13 protein-coding genes and 1 tRNA gene are annotated in these 15,474 nt (G+C 63.3%); 2 read left to right on the forward strand and 12 right to left on the reverse strand.

Annotated elements, in window-relative coordinates:
• The first annotated feature begins 191 nt into the window (after window positions 1-191).
• The gene (locus AGI3411_RS07260) at window positions 192-1,187 is read left to right on the forward strand and encodes a LysR family transcriptional regulator (protein ID WP_244240273.1); all 996 of its coding nucleotides are present in this window, start codon (window positions 192-194) and stop codon (window positions 1,185-1,187) included.
• On the opposite strand, the gene AGI3411_RS07265 is transcribed toward AGI3411_RS07260, so the two are convergent.
• The 6 genes from AGI3411_RS07265 to AGI3411_RS07290 all read right to left on the reverse strand — a co-directional run bounded on the left by AGI3411_RS07265 (window position 1,106) and on the right by AGI3411_RS07290 (window position 6,935).
• Window positions 1,106-2,020: an SMP-30/gluconolactonase/LRE family protein gene (locus AGI3411_RS07265; RefSeq protein ID WP_129526714.1), complete on the reverse strand. Its 915-nt coding sequence runs from the start codon at window positions 2,018-2,020 to the stop codon at window positions 1,106-1,108. The genes AGI3411_RS07260 and AGI3411_RS07265 overlap by 82 nt on opposite strands.
• Window positions 2,021-2,076: 56 nt before the next feature.
• A complete protein-coding gene (locus AGI3411_RS07270) occupies window positions 2,077-2,910 on the reverse strand; it encodes an NAD-dependent epimerase/dehydratase family protein (RefSeq protein ID WP_043542530.1) in 834 nt (277 codons plus the stop codon).
• A gap of 37 nt (window positions 2,911-2,947) precedes the next feature.
• Window positions 2,948-3,940, reverse strand: coding sequence for a TRAP transporter substrate-binding protein (locus AGI3411_RS07275; protein ID WP_129526715.1), 993 nt, complete (start codon window positions 3,938-3,940; stop codon window positions 2,948-2,950).
• A gap of 72 nt (window positions 3,941-4,012) precedes the next feature.
• On the reverse strand, window positions 4,013-5,284 hold the full coding sequence (locus AGI3411_RS07280; RefSeq protein ID WP_129526716.1) for a TRAP transporter large permease: 1,272 nt from the start codon (window positions 5,282-5,284) through the stop codon (window positions 4,013-4,015).
• Window positions 5,281-5,820, reverse strand: coding sequence for a TRAP transporter small permease (locus tag AGI3411_RS07285; RefSeq protein WP_244240275.1), 540 nt, complete (start codon window positions 5,818-5,820; stop codon window positions 5,281-5,283). The genes AGI3411_RS07280 and AGI3411_RS07285 overlap by 4 nt, the downstream gene beginning before the upstream one ends.
• Window positions 5,821-5,999: 179 nt before the next feature.
• Window positions 6,000-6,935, reverse strand: coding sequence for a 3-hydroxyacyl-CoA dehydrogenase family protein (locus AGI3411_RS07290; RefSeq protein WP_129526718.1), 936 nt, complete (start codon window positions 6,933-6,935; stop codon window positions 6,000-6,002).
• Between the two features lie 143 nt (window positions 6,936-7,078).
• Here AGI3411_RS07290 and AGI3411_RS07295 point away from each other — a divergent pair, with 143 nt between their 5' ends.
• Window positions 7,079-7,972: a LysR family transcriptional regulator gene (locus AGI3411_RS07295; RefSeq protein ID WP_043542535.1), complete on the forward strand. Its 894-nt coding sequence runs from the start codon at window positions 7,079-7,081 to the stop codon at window positions 7,970-7,972.
• 75 nt (window positions 7,973-8,047) lie between these two features.
• On the opposite strand, the gene AGI3411_RS07300 is transcribed toward AGI3411_RS07295, so the two are convergent.
• From AGI3411_RS07300 to mnmC, 6 genes are all read right to left on the reverse strand, one after another.
• A tRNA-Lys gene (locus tag AGI3411_RS07300) sits at window positions 8,048-8,123 on the reverse strand.
• 140 nt (window positions 8,124-8,263) lie between these two features.
• Window positions 8,264-9,061: a MetQ/NlpA family ABC transporter substrate-binding protein gene (locus AGI3411_RS07305; RefSeq protein WP_129526719.1), complete on the reverse strand. Its 798-nt coding sequence runs from the start codon at window positions 9,059-9,061 to the stop codon at window positions 8,264-8,266.
• Window positions 9,062-9,117: 56 nt separating this feature from the next.
• Window positions 9,118-9,771, reverse strand: a complete 654-nt coding sequence (locus tag AGI3411_RS07310) for a methionine ABC transporter permease (RefSeq protein ID WP_043542537.1) — start codon at window positions 9,769-9,771, stop codon at window positions 9,118-9,120.
• Window positions 9,728-10,816: a methionine ABC transporter ATP-binding protein gene (locus AGI3411_RS07315; protein ID WP_129526720.1), complete on the reverse strand. Its 1,089-nt coding sequence runs from the start codon at window positions 10,814-10,816 to the stop codon at window positions 9,728-9,730. Before AGI3411_RS07315 ends, AGI3411_RS07310 begins: the two co-directional genes overlap by 44 nt.
• Window positions 10,817-11,044: 228 nt before the next feature.
• Complete coding sequence (locus AGI3411_RS07320) at window positions 11,045-13,270, reverse strand: glycoside hydrolase family 31 protein (RefSeq protein ID WP_129526721.1); 2,226 nt, start codon at window positions 13,268-13,270, stop codon at window positions 11,045-11,047.
• Between the two features lie 270 nt (window positions 13,271-13,540).
• Window positions 13,541-15,412, reverse strand: a complete 1,872-nt coding sequence (gene mnmC, locus AGI3411_RS07325) for a bifunctional tRNA (5-methylaminomethyl-2-thiouridine)(34)-methyltransferase MnmC2/FAD-dependent 5-carboxymethylaminomethyl-2-thiouridine(34) oxidoreductase MnmC1 (protein ID WP_129526722.1) — start codon at window positions 15,410-15,412, stop codon at window positions 13,541-13,543.
• Window positions 15,413-15,474 lie beyond the last annotated feature (62 nt).

Consider the following 15,474-nt stretch of genomic DNA (forward strand, 5'->3'; position numbering starts at 1 on the left):
ATGGGTTGGACGCGAACAAGAGTAGTCCAGTCCGGACACGGCGGGGAGCAAGCCGGGTTTCCTTGCGCCGAACACCAGATTCGTCAGCACCGAACGAGAAAGCAGGCCTTGCGCGGACGCGCTCGTCCGCGCCCGCGGCAGTAAACTAACGGCCTTGTTCGCACGAACGCCGGTCAGCCGAAGGAAGCACCATGCAATGGCGATACGACGACATGGAAACCTTCGTACAAGTGGTCCGGTGCGCAGGCGTGACGGGTGCGGCCAAGCACCTCAAACTGACGAAATCCGTGATCAGCAAGCGGGTTCGCGACTTCGAACTGGCCCTGGGGCTCCAGCTTTTCCAACGGCTCCCCGGCCGGCTGGAACTTACCGAGGCCGGCGAGGCCCTCTACGATCGCATCGCGCCTCTGCTGGGCGAACTGCACGAAGCCGTGGAAGACATGGTGCCGAGTAGTGGCGGCTCGCTGCGCGGCCGCCTCCGCATCTCCACGCCCATGTCGTTCGGCATCCGCTACCTGGGCCCGGTCATCGCCGACTTCGGCCGCCTGCACCCCGATCTCGAAATCGCGGTCGACTACGACGACCGCCCGGTCTCGCTCGCCCACGGCGGGTACGACGTCGCCGTTCGGATCGGGCACTTGGAGGATTCCTCGCTGAAGACGCGCACGCTTGGAGAATGCAAGCGCCTGATCTGCTGCAGCCCCGACTACGCGCAACGCCGCGGGATGCCGGGCAACGTGGCCGGCCTGGCGGAACACGATGCGATCGATTACGCCTTGGTGCACGCCAGGCGCTTTTGGCAATTCGAAGGGCCGCAGGGGGAACCGGTCACCGTGGCGATGCGGTCCCGGATCCTGGCCAACAATGGAGAAGCCATCCGCGACATGGCCATCGCGGGGCTGGGCATCGCGTCCCTGCCGGCGTTTCTCGTCGCGGAAGCGATTGGCGACGGGCGCCTCATCGCCATCCCCCTGGAAATGCAGCAGCGCCCATACACCATGGCGGCCCTGTACCCGAACACCAGGCATGTGCCCGCCAAGGTCCGCACTTTTATCGACCACCTGGTGCGGATGTTCCAGCTGCATGCGCCCGGCGAGTTGCCGGGTCAGACGCCCGAATACATGACGCGCCCCGGTACAGGCATCGGCGCTGTCAGGATCGACCCCGACTCGGACTCGGTGATGTAAAGCGTCTTGCGGTCCGCCCCCCCGAACGCAATATTGGTGGTCAAGGCTCCCAGCGGGGAATTGATGCGCAGCATAGGTTCGCCGCGATTGCTGAATAGCCAGACCGCGCCCAGGCCGACATGCGCTACCGCCAGGTTGCCTTGCTCGTCGATGGCAAGGCCATCTGGCCCGCCTCCGCCGGACATCTGGATGAAGGTGCCGACCTTGGTCACATGGCCGTCGCGCGTCAGCGGAACGCGCCAGATGGCGTTTGCCCGGGTTACCGCCACGTACAGAACGGACTCGCTCGGATCCAGTACCAGACCGTTTGGGCTGGGTATGTTGTCCAGCAGGCAATCGACACTGCCATCCGCCCGGCGCCTGAAGACGCGGCCCGTCTGATCATGCCAGCCGGTCAGGCCCTGGTCGGTGAAATACAGATCGCCGTTGGACGCGAATACCAAGTCGTTCACGGCCTTTAGCCGCTCAAGGTGGACCCGTTCAAGGACAGGCCTTACCTCGCCGGTTTCCGGTTCGAGCTGAACGATGCCGCGGGCATAGTCCGCAATGAAAATGCGGCCGTCCCGATGGATTTTGAGGCCATTGGGCTCGCCATCGTAATCGGCAATCAGTTCAAACCGGCCTTGACCGTCGACCCGAAATACCCGGCCCCAGGGCACGTCCACGCAATACAGGCGGCCCTGGGCATCGAAGGACGGCCCCTCCAGCAGGGAATGCGGCGGTTGATTGCCGGGCTGATAGCGATGCCACTCGGACGTGCCTTCCGGCTTTCTGAATGCGTCGGGCAGACGAGCAAAGACTTGGGCTTCGATGGCTGGCGGAACGGCGTACATGGTTTTCCCGTGGCAACTGGTTATTCGTGGACGGCAACGATCTCGAAACGGAGGCCTCAGGAGATCCTGTCGGTTGTGCCGACAAACTCCAGGGGGCAATAGAAGCCGCCGTGGAACTGGGCGGCTATCGGATCCTCGGGTATGTTCCTGGCCAGGATCTCCGCCGCGAAAACCTCGGAGTCGTCTTGCGGCTGGTAGCCCAGGAACTTCACATTGGAGTTGTCCCAGCGATTGCGAAGATTGTTCGACACGCCATAGGCCACGGCAAAATGGTACGACTCGTGCTCGATGCAGCAACGCGCCAGTTCTGCCATGTCCTTGTGGCTGATCCAGGTCAGCAGTTGCCGGGCCTCGCTAGGATGGTCCGGGGTGCGGAACGTGCCGATCCTCAGGCACGCGACCGACATGCCGTACTTGTCGGCATACATCCGCCCCAAGGCCTCGCCAAACACCTTCGAAACCCCATAAAGCGAATCGGGCCTGGGCTGCACGGTGTTGTCCAGGAATTTTTCCCTTCTGTGATAGCCCACCGCATGGTTCGAACTGGCGAAAATGACGCGGGGCACGTTTTGGCGACGGGCGGCTTCGAACACGTTGTAGCAGCCATCGATATTCATTGGAAGGATTTTCTCCCAGGTGTCCACGCCAGGAATCCCGGCAAGGTGGACAACGCAATCGATGCCTTCCATGCAGCGCTCTACGGAGCTCATGTCCCGCACGTCGATCGCGCAGATTTCCTCGCCCGCTTGCGCGGGCTCCTGCTCGGCGATATCGGCCAGGCGCAGCAAGGCGTAGCGGCCGCGCAACTGATCGCGCAGGCATTTGCCTATGTTCCCTGCCGCTCCCGTGATCAGCACCCGCAGGTCTTCAGGCTTTGTGAAGCAAGTCATTGGTCTTCCTGTGTCTTTCCCGAGGCGGGGCAATGGGTTATTTCTTGGCGCTGGCCTTGGCGGCAATCACGGCGTCATAGAGCGCCTGGCCATTGGGCGCTTCGCCGATCAGTTTCTTTACGACCGGCCTTGTCGCCTGCACCAGGGAATCGAGATCGCTCGGGTAGACAATCGCAACGCCCTTCTCCTTCATGGTTACCATCCCTTCGTCATAGACCTTCTTGTAATAGTCGCGGGCGTAGGCCATCGCTTCATCGGCCGCTTCCTTGACGATTTTCCGCTCATCGTCGGAAAGGGAATCCCAGCGGGTCTTGGACATGACCAACAGCGCTGGGTGAATATTGACATGCGTCATGTTGAAGTACTTGGACACTTCGATGAATTTGTCGGACACGAATTGGTCGGGCGTGGTCTCGCCGCCATCGATAACCTTCTGCTGCAGCGCCAGGTACAGCTCGGAATACGCCATCGGGGTAGCCTGCGCGCCCAGGGTCTTGTAGCTTTCAACATATCCCGGCGACTGGATGACGCGGATTTTCATGCCCTTCAGGTCATCGGCAGAATTGATGGCCCGATTCCCGAAAACATTGCGCTCGATGGCCGAGAACCAGCCCAGACCCACCAGGCCATATTTGGGAAGAATATTCATGAACTTGTCGCCGACAGGGCCGGCGAGAATTTCGTTGGCCTGCTGAACGCTGTCGAACAGGAAAGGCGTATCGAAAACCAGGAATTCCTTCACCACGTTGTTCAACGCCGGCTGGCCGGTAACGAACAGATCGGTAGCGCCGGCCACGGCACCCTGGATCATGGTGAGCTCCCCGCCCAATTGCGAATGCGGGAATACCGTGACAGTGATCTTTCCGTTCGATTTCTCCTTCAGGATATCGGCGAACTTTTGCGTTCCGACATGGAACGGGCTGTCCGTGGTGAGCGTATGCCCCACGTCCATATTCAATGCATGGGACGGCGCAGAGAACATCAGCGCGCTCAAGGCCCCGATGCCGATTATTTTCTTGAAAGCCTTCATTTTTTGTCTCCTGGATTATTTCTGGATTTATGTTTTTTCGGTTTGCGCCGAGTTTCCACCCGGCGCCGCTATCTACAGAAACGCCCTGCTGAGGGCGGGAACGTAAGAGATGATCAGGATGTCCACGATCAGCACCGCCAGAAAGATGACCAGGTAGCGGGCCAATTGGTGCATCTTCAACTGGGCAACCTCACACACCACAAACAGGTTGACCCCTACCGGCGGAGTGACCATGCCAACAGCCAGATTGGTAATGACGATCATGCCGAAATGGATGGGATCGATTCCGAAACTCATACTGATCGGAGCAAGGATCGGCACGATGATCAGGATCGCGGCCAGCGCTTCGATGAACATGCCAACAACGAACAACATGCCGTTCACCAGCAGCAGGAAGGCAAAGGGGCTGGTGGTCACCGATCCGAGCGTGGCGGCCACGCGTTGCGGCACCTGGTTGATCGTCAACAGATATGCAAACACGGCGGCAAAGGCAACGATCAGCAAGATGATCGCGGACATCACGGCGGCACGTCCGAAAATGCCGAGCAGGTTCTTGAGCGTGATTTCCTTGTATACGAACATCCCCAGCGCCAGGCCGTAAAGGACCGCAATACAAGAAGCTTCGGTGGGCGTGAACAGGCCGCCATATATACCGCCCAGGATGATGACGGGCATCATCAGGGCCAGCGTCGCGTCGCGCAAGGCCACCAGCACGCCTTTGGTCCAATCCTTCAGGCTCAGCGCGCGAACTTCATCAAAGCCCTTGATGCTGGCAATCACGCAGACCGTCAGGATCAGCGATACGGCGATCAGGAGCCCCGGGAGAATCCCCGCGATGAACAGCGCCCCGACCGACACGTTGGCCGTCAGCGCATAGACGATCATCGGAATCGAAGGCGGAATAATGGCTCCCAGCTCACCGGAAGACGCCGCGATCGACGCCGCGAACGATCGTGGATATCCCTTCTTCTCCATTTCGGGGATCAGCACGGATCCGATGGCGGCGGTGGTCGCGGAGGAAGATCCCGACACCGTGGCGAACAGCAGGGACGTCAATACCGCGACGGCGCCCAGGCCCCCCCTGATCCAGCCGACAAACGCGTTGGCCAACTGGACCAGCCTGCGCGCGACGCCTCCCGACTGCATGAGATGGCCCGCAAGGATGAAAAACGGCACGGCCATCAGGCTGAATGAGTCCAGCGACTGGAAAGCCATCTGCACCACGATCAGCAGCGACCGGTCGCCCGACTGCAGCGCCATGGCCGCAGACAGGCCCAGCGCCGTCATGATCGGCGCGCCTATCAGCATGATCAGGAAAAACGACAAGCCAAGAACCAGGATCATAATGCCCCCTCGACACTATTCTTTATTTCCATCGCCTCTTCCATTTCCGCCGATTCCCGCTGCGGCGACTCCACGTTCAGCAGTTCCTTGACTGCATTCGTAAGCGTGTTCGCGCACATGAGCAGGCAGCCGGCAGCCATCAACGAATAGACATAGGCCATCGGCATTTCCATCGCGGGCGACCACTGCTTCAGCCCGAGCTCGATCAATCGGATGGATTTCCAGACCAGCAACAGCGCAAGCGCCAAGGTCAGGACATGGGACAACAGCCGCAGCCAGCGGGCAAGACGCTCCGGGACCAAGCTGATGAATACGTCGACGCCGATCAGGCGCAGATGATAGGCAGCCACCGCGCCGCCGATGAAGACGCTCCCGACCATCATGTAGCGCGCGATTTCTTCCGCCCATGGCGCGGAAAATGGAATACCGGTGTAGGTATAAAGAAGCCGGGCGAAAACCGAAACCGAAATGGTGACAATCATGCCGAGCAGCAGCAGCCCGGCGCATTTTTCCGCAACGTTGTTGACGGAATCCATGGTTCGCTGCACGGCCTGGAACTTCCTGTGGGAGGCAGGGCCTTCGCTCATACGACCTCCCCGCTTTTTTTGTCTCGCTTCATCAACCCACCCCTTTTTGCTTGATAGGAATCTGCGTTGCAGACTTGTCTTATTGGTGTTTTTTTATGGTTGCCGCGTTTGCCTTTGTATAGCCAATTTCAGTTATTTGCCTCTTCATCCGAAAGAATGCGCGCGGCCTTGAGCAGCGCCGTCTCGTATCGCTTCTGTTCGGCTGCCACTTGTTCGGGAGTCCATTGGTAAAACCCGCGCAACGATGGGGATTTCACGCCGATATTTCCGTTTGCCACCAGTTCGCGCATATAGGCGCTGGGTTCCTGGTCGGTACGCAGGTAGGGATACATCGTCGCCGCCGCGGCGCAATGGATATCGATCCCGGCCAGATCCTTCTGCAGCAAGGGGCCGGCCGCGATGTACCGGAACCCGAATCCATACCGGACGGCCGCATCCACGTCTTCCGGCGACGCGAAATCATCTTCGACCAGCGCGATTGCCTCGCGCATCAGGGCGTGCTGAATCCGGTTGGCAAGAAATCCCGGAATATCGCGCTTGACCCGGATCGGTTTTTTTCCGACTGCCCGCATGATTGCGCTGACCTGCTCGGCCGTCGATGCGTCCGATACCGCGCTGCAAACCACTTCGACGGCCGGCACCAGATGGGCTGGCATAAAGAAATGCAGCCCGAGCATGCGGTTTTGTGTCGCCAGGTTTTTCCCGATCTGGCTGATTGGAAAACTCGATGAATTACTGGTCAACGGCGTTGGCGCCGCGCACAGGGCTTCCAGTTCGGCAAACACCGCCTGTTTGAGTTCGAGATTCTCGAATACGCATTCGATGACAATATCGACATCAGCCCAATCGACCTCCGCCAGCGCGCCATAAATGGCCGGCGGGGCGGCGCTGCCGTCAGCACCGAGCGCCCGGGCAGCCGCATCCACTTTTCCAGGGAGCGCGAGCCGCGCCGACGCATCCGATTCAACCACGTGGACGCTCCACTGCGCCACGTTGAACATGGCGGCCACCGCGCATCCCATTGTTCCGCCGCCCACCACAACCACCTTATTGACGCCGCTCATTATTTATTCCCGATTAAAGGCTTGGTTAAGTGCTGGGTATCAATGTACAGAGGCGCCTGTGATTGGTAAAATTCAAATAAACGAATAGAGTTTTCAAAAATATCAATAGTTCATCTATCGCGGCATCGAATGGAGCTTCGGCAATGCTGGGGGATCTCAAGCAACTCCGCGCGTTTCTCGCGATCGCTCGCCTCGGAAACTTCACCCGGGCCGCGTACGAGCTGAACATCTCGCAATCGGCGCTCACCATACAAATCCAGCAGCTCGAAGCGCATTTGCGCACGCCGCTGTTCGATCGCAATCGCCGGTCCGTAAACCTGACGCCGCAAGGCCTGGAACTGTTTCCAAGAATTGAGCGTGTGGTTGCTGAAATTGAAGACCTGGTCACCCACGCCCGGGAGGCGAGCGACCCGGACCGAGGCACGGTGACCGTCGCCGCCTTGCCTTCGCTGGCGGCGGGCCTGCTGCCCCGCGCGATACACCGGCTGAACCGTGATTACCCACGCATCACCGTCCGCATACGGGACACGGTTGCCTCGCGCCTTACCTACATGATCCGGAATGGAGAGGTCGACTTCGGGGTGGGAAGCCCGGTCAAGCGCGATCAGGAACTGGTCTGGGAAAAATTGATGACTGACCGCTTTTGCGCTTTTGTCGCTCCGGATTACCCCTGGACGACGCGCGACACAGTGGCGCTCAGAGATCTGGCCGGCCCGCCTCTTATCCTTCCCGTGAGGGAAAGCAGCATCCGCATGCACATTGAAGCGGCGGCCGACAAGAACAAGATCTCGCTGCCCGCGGCGTATGAGGCCGTCTACAACTCAACGATCATGGCGATGGCGGCGCAAGGGCTCGGGGTAGCCATTCTCTCGGAGTTGGTTGCGCGCGGTGGAGACACCAGCCGCCTGCGGCGCATTTCGATCGATGATCCGCCGCTGTACCGGTACATCGGCATCCTGCGGCGGGCGGGGCGGTCGCTGTCTCGGCCCGCCGAGCGGCTTGCCGCCGTACTGCGGGAAGTCGCAAGCGAGGATTGAAGGGGCGAAAAAAAAGCACCGCGATCGCTCGCAAATGCTTGATTCTCTTCCCGCTTTCGTTAAAAGGCGGGGGGGTGGTGGGCTGAGCGAGACTCGAACTCGCGACCAACGGATTAAAAGTCCGCTGCTCTACCGACTGAGCTATCAGCCCGACCGAAGCCAGAAATTATGGCGCACTTGGAGGCGTTTGTCAAAAAAAGACGGCCGAATGCCTTCCCCAGCCCTGGCTTCCAATGAAAACGGCCGCCAATGGCGGCCGTTTCCGGGGATGGAGATGGCGCGATCCCGGCTTTACCAGGCGGCCACCACGGCGCCCTTGTACTTGGTCTCGATGAATTGCTTCACGGCCGGGCTGTGGTAGATGCTAACCAGCTTGGCGAACTCGGGACGATCCTTGTCCTTTTCACGCACGACCAACACGTTGGCGTACGGCGAGTCAGGCGATTCCTGGGCAATGGCGTCCGTGGCGGGGTTCAGGCCAGCTTCGAGCGCGAAGTTGGTGTTCACGGCCGACGCGTCGGTGTCGTCCAGCGAGCGCGGCAGCTGGGCGGCGTCCAGTTCGATGAAGCGCAGCTTCTTGGGGTTCTCGACCACGTCGATCGGGGTCGCCTTCAGGCCGATGCCGGGGCGCAACTTGATCAGGCCACTGGCCTGCAGCAGCAACAGGGCGCGGCCGCCATTGGTCGGGTCGTTCGGCAGCGCGAAGCGGGCGCCTTCCTTCAATTCGGACAAGGACTTGATCTTCTTGCTGTAGATGCCGATGGGGAAGATCACGGTCTTGGCGATGCTGACCAGCTTGTAGCCACGGTCGGCGTTGGCGTTGTCCAGGTAGGGCTGGTGCTGGTAGCTGTTGGCGTCGAGGTCGCCCGAGGCCAGCGCCACGTTGGGCTGCACGTAGTCGGAGAATTCGATGACCTCGATCTTCAGGCCCTGCTTGGCGGCCTCCTGCTTCACCACGTCGAAAATCTGGGCGTGCGGGCCGGCGGTGACGCCGATCTTCAGCGGCTTGTCCTGCGCCAGCGCGGGTTGGGCGAATACGGCGGCGCCCAGGGCGAACGCGGCCAGCGACTTCAAAACCTTGATGCTCATGTTGCGGATATCCCGAATGTCGGAAGTGGGGGAAGAAAGCAGGGGCTCGCGCCCGGTCAACGATGCGAAATGCGGCGCACGTAGCGGTCACCCAGGCTCTGAATGACCTGAACCAGGACGATCAGCACGATGACGACCGCGGCCATCACGTCGGACTGGAAACGCTGGTAGCCGTAGCGGATGGCCAGGTCGCCCAGGCCGCCGCCGCCGATGGCGCCGGCCATCGCCGAATAGCCGATCAGGCTGACGACCGTCACGACGGTGGCGGCCACCAGCCCGGGCAAGGACTCGGGCAGCAGCACCTTCAGGATGATCTGCATGGGCGATGCGCCCATGGCGCGCGCGGCGGTGATCAGCCCCGGGTCGACTTCGCGCATGGCGTTCTCGGCGATACGGGCCATGAACGGAATGGCGGCGACCGACAAGGGCACGATGGCGGCGGTGGTGCCGATCGACGTTTGCGCCACGAAGCGCGTGAATGGAATGATCGCGACCATCAGGATGACGAACGGCACCGAGCGCGTGGCGTTGATGACCGCGCCCAGCACGTGATTGACGGACTGATTCTCGAGCATGTTGCCGCGGGCGGTCACGGTCAGGACCACGCCCAGCGGAATGCCGACCACCACCGCAATGGCGCTGGCCACGCCCACCATCAGCAGGGTGTCAAGCAGCGACGTAATAAGCAGGTCGATCAGTTGCGGGCTCATGAGCGATTTCTTCAACGGTGATGTCACGGGCCGTCAGAGCGGCAATCGCCTCTTTGACGGCGGCGGGCGCGCCTTGGGCCAGCACGAACATCGTGCCCACGGCCACGCCCTGGATGTCTTCGACGCGGGCCTGGATCAGGTCCACGTCCAGGGAAAACTGCTTGTACAGGTCGGACAGGAACGAACCCGACGCGTCGTTGCCGGTGAGCGACAGGCGCAGCAGGCGCAGCGCCTGCCCCGGCCTGTCCGCCGCCAGCTTGCCGATACGCTGCTTGACCGCGGCCAGCGTAGCGTCGGTCAGGTCGGACGCGGTAGCGGCCGACACCATGGCGCGGGTCACTTCGTGGCGGGGCTGCGCGAACACTTCGCGCGTGCTGCCCATTTCCACGACTTCGCCCTGCGACAGCACGGCAACGCGGTCGCAGACCTCGCGCACCACTTCCATCTGGTGCGTGATCATGACCACGGTCACGCCGGTCTTGCGGTTGATGTCGCGCAACAGGGCCAGGATGTTGTGCGTGGTTTCCGGGTCCAGGGCGGACGTGGCTTCGTCGCTGAGCAGCACGTCAGGGTTGTTGGCCAGGGCGCGCGCGATGCCGACGCGCTGCTTCTGGCCGCCGCTGATCTGGCTGGGATAGCGGTCGCGCAGGTGCTCCAGGCCCACCAGCGCCAGCAGGCGCTCCACGCGGGCCGGAATCTCGGCCTTGTCGACGCCTGCGATTTCCAGCGGCAGCGCCACGTTGCCGTACACCGTGCGGCGCGACAACAGGTTGAACCCCTGGAATACCATGCCGATGCGGCGGCGCTGGGCCCGCAATTGCGCTTCGTTCAGGCCCGTCAGGGGCTGGCCGCCGATGGCGATCGTGCCTTCATTGGGGCGTTCCAGCAGGTTGATGCACTGGACCAGCGTGCTTTTGCCGGCCCCGCTGGGGCCGATGATGCCGAAGACCTCGCCCTGCTCGATGTGCAGGTTGATGCCTCGCAGCGCCTGGAATTGTCCATGCGGCGTAGCATAGGTCTTGGATAGGTTCTCGATGTGAATCATGGCAAGCGATTTTGTATCTTCTCTCTTCTAAAGAGAACGACCGTTTTTTTCATTTTTAATAACTTTAAGTAATATAAGAGCCCGCGCCTCCGCCTGCCGGCCTCGCCGGAAGGCGCCAGCCCTAACGCGGAAATGGGCAGCCGGGAAGGAAAGCCCTCCTGACTGCCCATCTGTTTCTCCTGGCCGCGCGCCGCGAGGCGGAGACCTCGCTGGGGGTAACCCGCTACGTTAACGGGCGCGCGAGATCCGGACCTCGGCGCCGCGGCGCTTGACCTCCAGCCCCTCGGACGGAGAAATACGCAGGCCTTCCAGCCCCTTGATGTAGCTGGAACCCTGCATCTGCATCACGCGGATCTTGTTGCGCATGACGACCGGGTTGTGCACCGGCATGCCGAACATCCAGACTTCGTCCAGGATGCGGGCCGAGTTGAACTCGCCCGTATGCTGCGCGGCCGGTCCAAGACAGAGCATATGCCCTTCTCGGCCGAACACCGGGAACTGGCCGAGCTCGCATTCGATCGTCCAGGTGGTGCCGCCTTCGTAGCGGTGCCCCGTATTCAGGTCCCACCAGGCGTCACCCTTGGGCAGGTACACACGCACCTGCTTGCCGGGTTCGGTCACGGGGGCCACCAGCAGCGCCGGGCCCAGCAGATATTGCAGGTCCCAATCGTGCGCGTGGGGATCGTTCGGGAACGACAGGGCCATCGAACGCTGCACCGGCAGGCCGGTACGCGCCGAATCCTCGATGGCGCCCAGCACATAAGGCACCAGGCGATAGCGCCATTGCAGCCACGTTTTGGCCTGCGCCAGGGTGTCTTCGCCGAAGTCCCAGGGCATCAGGCCTTCCACGCCCTGGAAGGAGAAGTTCGACGAAAACACGCCGGCGGTCAGCCAGCGCAGGTAGAGTTCAGGCGTCATGCCGGCGCGGTCGCGCGAGGCCGAGCCGATGCCGTGCACTTGCACCGGCAGGCCGCTGGCGCCGATCGACAAGGCGGTGCGCAGCGTATGGCGCAGGCCTTCCCAGCTGTTCTCGACCTGCGGCCCCACCTGCCACGGCAGGCGCTGCGCGGCGGGGAACAGATCGGAACTGGGCACCACGCCTTCCGGCGGGACCTTGAGGCCGGCGACCGCGTCGAACAGCGCGCGGCGCACCAGCAGCGGATACATGCTGCGCAGCGCGGGGCCGGTTTCGCCGTTGCGGGCCGTTACGCCGTCGGGGATGGCGATCTGGGCGTCGCACGCGGGCGCGTCCAGGCCGTCTTCCACCAGTTGGCGATGACGTTCCACCCACAGGTTGTAGATATCGCGGTAGGTCAGGTCCAGCAGGCCATAGGGTTGCCCCGAAGTGGCGGTGTTGCCGTCGAACACCTGGGCCGAACCGTCATCCTTGGTCAGCAGCCAGCCGCGGTCTTCCAGTTCCTCGAAAAGCGGGCTGGTCTTCAACACGCCGGGGAAACCGGACGCGGCGACATGCACGTTGTGCTTGTGAAAGAGCGCCAGCATCTGCTTGGCGCCCGGGAAGCGCTGGGTATCCCATTCGAAAACCGTCTTGTCCGCCTGGAAACCCCAGGCCGCCGGCTGGGCCAGCGTCACGGCGTCGACCGGAATCTGGTTTTCGCGCATGCGAGCCACCAGGGCGGCCGTCTCGGTGGGCATCTCGCCCGAAGCCTGTTGCAGCCACACGCCCATCGCCCACAGGGACGGCTGGCCGGCCCGGCCGGTCAGCGCGGTGTACTGGTTGAGGATTTCACCGGGCTCGCCGACGAACAGGAACAGATCGAGGACCGCGTCATCCACGGTCAGCACGTAGGCGGAATCCGTGGGCGCAACGCCCACCGAATGTTCCACGCGGCGCATCGTGTTTACGTAGACACCCCAGCCGCGCGGGCTCCAGGCCAGCGGCAGCGCGCGGTGCTCCGGATCGTCGGACACCACGGATTCCTCGCGGCGGTTCAGGTCGCCCGGGGTCTCGCCCAGGCCGAACACGCGTTCGTCGGACTGCAGCGTGAAGCCCGCCGTCCAGACGGCGTCTTCGGCCTGGTCCAGGGCGTTGTGCCCGAATGCCGGCGCATGCGCCGACACTTCGGACTCGAACACCCGGTCCTCGTTGCGGTAGAGCGCCACGCGCACGGGGTTGGATCGGAGTTCCAGGACGACATCGCCTTGGGCGATTCGCCAGCCGTCTCCGTCGTCGCGCGGAACAATAGTTGCTTCGCCCACGGCCTCCTGGCGCGCAAGCAGCATCTCCGCCACGGCGCGCGCGCGCGCGCCGGGCTTGTCATCGGTAAGGTGGTTCGCCTCGCCGCAGCGCAGGCGAAAAACACCAGGCGCATGCGCCTCGACTACCAGGTGCAACCCATCGCCCGCGTCGAAATCGATGCGACTGGGGCGGGACGTCAGCAGCTCGACGTTATCGAGCTGGGTAGTATGGGCAAAGTCGAACTTGGGCGGCACAGAGCATCCCCCGGCTTAAGCCAAAAACCATCAAAAGACGCTATTTTGACGGATTTGGGCTTTGAAATAAACTCGGTCCCTCTTTTGGACGGCCAATTCATCCATAAAAGGGGTCTAAAGCCCCGGTCATTGCCCGTGGGCACAGGTGCCTGCCGGGCCGCCGAAACGCCGAGCCCGGCACCAATTCAGGCCCAATTGGCGCCAAATCCTGGCAATTCGTGCATTCTACGCCACCTGGCAACCCTTCCCCGCTCTCCGTCCCGGCTTTTTTCAGCGGGGAGAAACCAGTCTGACCAAGTCCGTTTCAAGCGGCGAGGGTTCGCCCTGCAAACGGGCCGCGATCACGTCCCCCATCAAGGCCGACCACGACAGGCCCCGCGAGGCATACCCGGCGGCGAGCCACAGGCCGGGCGCATGCGGCAGCTCGCCCACGGCCGGCAGCCTTCCCGGCAGCACGGCCCGCCATCCCGCCCAGCCCGGCAGGCTGCCCGGCACCAGAGCGTCGAAGTCCGGATGGCCTGCGCCCAACAGGCCGGCCGCCTTGTCCAGCGTGACGCGCTGCCCCTCGGCGCCGACCCGGGCTTCGCTCGCGCCATGCACGTACGTGCTGCCGACAACACAGCCCTCTCCCGTATCCGGCAGCAGATAGCCTTCTCCACCAACGATGCAACGCGGTCCGCCCGCCAGGGCCGCCGCCGGCACCAGCGTCACCTCGCCGGCCAACGCGTGCATCTGCGCCACGCGCGGCAGCGGATCCAACAGCCCGCTCGCCGCCAGGACGGCCTGCGCGCCGGCCGCGTTGGCAAGAATGACGGTATCCGCCCGCGCAAGTTCGGCACCCGCCGCATCCCGCACGCTCCAGCCCGTTCCGACCCGCTCGACCCGTTCCGCCCTGGCGGGCAGCACTGTCACGCCGGACGACGCCAGCAAGGCTTCTATCAGGCGGCCCGGCTGCACCAGCATGCCGCGCGCAAAGAACACGCCGCCCCGCGCCAGCGGCAGCCCGGCCAGCGCGCTGGCTTCATTCTGGCTCACCTGGCGCACCCATTGCTCCGGGAACGCCAGCGCCTCCAGCGTGCCCGCCATCGCCGCGGACCGGCCCGCGTCGCGCTCGAGCTGAACGGTGCCGCAGACCCGAGGCGCCGCGCCAGGCGGCAGGCCCAGCCACCGCGCCAGGGCCCGCTCGCTGCCCGCGCGCGACAGGCGGGCCCGCGCGTTGTCATCGCGCGCCAGCACGGGCGTCAGCGCCGCGGCGATGTGCTCCGCATGGGCGGGCGCGCCCTGCGCCCGGCCCGCGTCGATTACGGTCACGCGCCACCCGCGGACAGCCAGCGCCTGGGCGATGCCGCCCCCGGCCAGCCCCGCGCCCACCACAACGGCATGACTGGCCCCCGCGGGGCGCAGGGCCGCTGCCACGCGTCCCTCTACGGCGGCTTCGCCCGTCGTCATATGCCATTTGCCGCCATAGCCCGGGGCGCGGCGCGCGTTGAAGCCAGCCTCCTGCAATGCGCGGCGCAGCTCTCCAGTGCAGGCCCACGTCGCCACCGTGGCGCCGGGCGCGGCCAGTCCGGCCAGGTCGCACAGCAGCGATACCGCCCACATCCGGGGATTGCGCTCGGGCGCAAAGCCGTCCAGGAAAAACGCGTCCACCCGCGCGCTCAACCGCGACGCCAGGACTTGCACGTCGCCGAAGCCCAGCGTGAGCGTGACGGCCCCCTCTTCGAATTCCAGGCGATGCAGGCCCGGCAGCAGGTCTGGCCATTGGACCGCCAACTGCCGTCCCAGATCGGCCAGCGGTTCAGGCGCGTAGCGCTCCAGCAACGCGGCCAGATCCTCGCGGGAGAAAGGGTGCCCCTCGATCGAAACCACGTGCAGCGCCGCGGGGCGCTGGGGATCTTCCCGCCAGGCCTGCCAGAGCGCCAGAAAGTTCAATCCCAGCCCGAAACCGGTCTCGCAGACGGTGAACGCACCGCGTCCGCGCCAGCGCTCGGGCAGGCCGTTGCCGCGCAGGAACACATGCTGAGCCTGCCCCAGTGCACCGGACGGCGAGTGATAGACATCGCCGTAGACCGGGCTGTACAGCCGGCCGTCAGCATCGAATTCGGCCACTGCGGGAATCAGGGGAGCAAAGGTAGCGGACATGAAAACAATGGAAACAAGCGGAATTGGGACAAACGCGAATTATCGAATAATGGGCGCCCCTG

It is taken from the genome of Achromobacter agilis (assembly GCF_900496965.1).
GTDB lineage: Bacteria > Pseudomonadota > Gammaproteobacteria > Burkholderiales > Burkholderiaceae_B > Achromobacter > Achromobacter agilis.